Annotated in this window: 1 protein-coding gene (only partly in view); it reads right to left on the bottom strand. The window is 52.2% G+C overall.

Annotation, left to right across the window (positions count from 1 at the left end; all coding sequences use genetic code 11):
- Positions 1–30: 30 nt before the first annotated feature.
- On the bottom strand, positions 31–3,300 hold the 3' portion of the coding sequence (locus tag ACO6V5_RS09545; RefSeq protein WP_422442359.1) for a TcdA/TcdB catalytic glycosyltransferase domain-containing protein. Its footprint extends 25,368 nt past the window's final position; the window shows 3,270 of its 28,638 coding nt (coding positions 25,369–28,638); its start codon lies off the right edge, out of view — the gene reads right to left on this strand; its stop codon occupies positions 31–33.

The raw sequence follows: 3,300 nt of genomic DNA, 5'->3' as shown, positions 1-3,300 counted from the left end.
ACGGGAACCTCTCCGTAACTAACAGGTTGTTCAGCCCATCCCTATCCTAGTTAAAGGTTGCGGAGTCGTCAGATTCTGTACCATTCTCTGGCTTGTCGATGGGATAAACGACGGGTTCTCACCACTGCGATTGCCTGACTGGGCGTTGAGTTCCTGAACCAGGCGCTGGTAGTTTTGGTTCAGTTCTGTGTCATTCAGGCTCGCCACCAGGGGGCGCTCACTCAGGGCTTCACCCGCATTAACGTCGTCTTTCTCACCTCCGGCCAGACTGCTCAGGTAATTCAACAACCGTTGCCCACTGCGAATGATCCTGTTCAGAAAGGTCAGGGTTCCGTTGCCTGCACTCTCAGCGGCCAATGCACCTTCTGCGCTGCTGTCACTCAGCGAGCGCCTGCCACGTGACTGTGGGGTGTCTACTTTCGCAAGCACCTCGTTCCTGCTGAGCACCCTGTTATTGACGATCAGGCGCTCAATGGTCTCGGCTTCCTCGCTGAAAAAATTTTGCACCCGAAGGCTTCGGGTGGCATTGATCGGCTTTGTGCTAGTTTCACTGTTTTTCAGCAGGCTATCATTCGGCAAGATAGTCAGGATAAGATCCCCGCCCGACTTTTTATAGTCCAATGTCCGGCAGTCATGGGTATTAATTTCGAGCTGGTCAGCCGTGCCCGTGGCGTTTGCCAGAAGCCATTGGCTGTTATCCGTGTCATCGCCAGAGAAACGGTAAGTAGCGCTTTTTTCATCGATTAAATACTGATGTCCGGGGATGGTTTGCTCTGAAAGTGAATAACCCGACTCGAGTCGTTGACCGATCATTTCCTTGTTATCCAGAATGCCGTCATCCAGTTCCAGGCTGTCTGGCCAGCCATTGGCGAAGATACGGTCAGGATCCTGCCGAGTGCCTATTCTCACCAGCGGGTCGACACCAGACACCATCATTTTTATGCCTTCAGACGACGGCAGACGTTGGTTGATGATGAGTTTATCAGCGGCATAACAGTTCAGCTTCCGAACTTTCCTGGCTGGCTTGAGGGCTTGCCTGGCCAAAACCATCTGGCCATCCCGATAGAGGGTTAGAAAACCACTGTCATTTATTGTCATGGCCAGGTGCTGACGGGAGGAGGTAAAAAATTGCCTGACTCTGCTACGAAAGACCCTGAAACCATCCGTTAGCCTGATCTCCAGTCTCCCGGATTTCAGGCTCAGGCTGATGGCATCAGAGCCGTCAGCCCCGGCAAAATGAATCAGTTTGTCGACCCCTGTTTGTCTACGGATCCAGGCCGCCAGCATAAAGCGGCCACCGGTGACCGGAGGCGGCATCAGGTGTGACAAACCGGCTGGACAAGCAGCCCGGTCACCGCTGTCAGTGGCATTGCGTTGATCCAGCGAACGCCAGCTTGCTGCCTGCAAATCCGCAAGGCTGACGCCAGTCATTCGAACACGGTTAAACGAAGAGGGAGCAAAGAATAGCTTTACTACACCATTTTCTTCTGCATTCTCCAGCTCCAGACTGACAAGATTATTGCCGGAACCGGGGTGAACACTGACACCCCTGCTTTTGAGATGGAAAATATCATTTCCCGAATCGCCGAACAGTCCGGCCTCCGGCTTGACAGCACCCGAGACGAAGAACTCGTCATCACCTGGCCCGCCATGTACCGGTGCCGTAACATTGTCAAGCTGATAAGTGTTGTCCAGCCGTTTATCAACTGTCAGCCTGGAGTGATAGTAGTCCCGAAGGTTTTTGCCGCTAAGCAGCCTGCTTCCGTTGTTGGCCGGATCAATCGTTGTCAGGCGCCAGAAATGCCATTCCAGGTTGTTGATAAAGTGCCCGGTGGCCAGGCTGCCATCCTCGCGCGCACAATGGGGAACGTGCCGTAAATCGATGCTGAAAAATATTTGTCCATCGTTGTTCACTTCCAGACGGCTATAATTTCCGGTCAGTTTCCAGTCAAGATTTTCAGGTTGTACCCCGTGCAATACCAGGGTATTCCCGTTGTCCCGGTCTATGATTCGGGTACCATTGGCCTGTGGGTAAATAACGTAAATATCCGGGCCCAGGTCGCCGGAAAGCAGGTCAGGCCCCAGGTTTGCCACCATCCGGTCAGCTTTCGGGCTGCCATAATGCCGGTTGTATCCGGTTCCCCCTATGGTGGTGGTGATTGAACTGTTGCCCTTGATGTGGGTAGAGAAAATATTGAAAGTGTCATCACCAGCGTTTCCATCGACAACGAGGCCGGTGAGGGCCGGGATTTCGAAAATATCGTCGCTGCGCGGGCCCTTGAAAATCTCAAAATTTCTGACAGTAGAATCCCATGTTTGATAGGTGACCTGAGATCCGGGTAGCCTCAACGTAAGGAACAGACGACTTTCGATGTTTGTTTCCGCAGAGCAGGGTTGCGAATCGGTTACACAGGAGAGACTCACTGGTTTTGTTTGCACAGACAGTTTGAGCCGGACAAATTCCGGGGTAAGGGTTGCCTGGCTTAAGTCCAGTGTGTCCCTGCCCGGACCACCGTTAAAATGGATATAGGGCGGCAGCTTCAGAAGAAAAAGGTAGTCATTTCCCCCCCGGCCATTAAAACTGCGCAGGGAACCTCTGGATACATAAACGTTATCTTTATCATCGCCGGAAAATCTTATGTTGCCCTTCCCGGTGTCTTCCAGGATAAAGTTTTCGACCGTTAAACCATCCTTCAGGTCGACAGTCACATCACGACGAACAGGCAAATCAAAGACCAGTGTATTGGCACCGCTACCGCCGTCCAGCAAGGTACCCTTCTGCCAGGGGGCGTCAATGATGACCCGGTCGTCTCCGTCCCCCATTCTTATTGTGTCCAGGCCACCCCCGGTGTTGAAAATATCCGTACCATTGCTGCCAAAATAGCTATCATCACCCGGAGTCCCGGCAATCTGGTTGATCCCACTGAATACCGTCTGATGATAACGCCAGCTGCCCGTTCCATTCGTATTCTGCCATCGGGTCTGAACGGTCCCTTCCGTCACATTGACGGTTATCCCATCCAGTTGATAGGTTGAACTGATGACCTTGACGCCAAGACTCCTGGAGTGTTTGTTCAGAAGCCGGGTATCATAAACAACATAACGACTTTGGTCGTGTATTAACTGATTATACCCTTCCCCGCCAGCAGTAACGTTGGTATTGCCCATGCCGACAATAAACTGGTTATTGCCTCCCATATCCTTTAAACGATCATGACCTCCCATGCCAATTAATACGTTATCCGTAGACGGGTTGCCCGTCAGCTGATCATTACCCGGGCCGCCGAAAATGATGGGGAT

Origin of the sequence: Endozoicomonas sp. ALD068 (assembly GCF_049310145.1) — a bacterium.
Lineage (GTDB): Bacteria > Pseudomonadota > Gammaproteobacteria > Pseudomonadales > Endozoicomonadaceae > Endozoicomonas_A.
The sequence above is the reverse complement of the archived record's forward strand: the minus strand, read 5'-3'. Positions and strand labels throughout refer to the sequence as shown.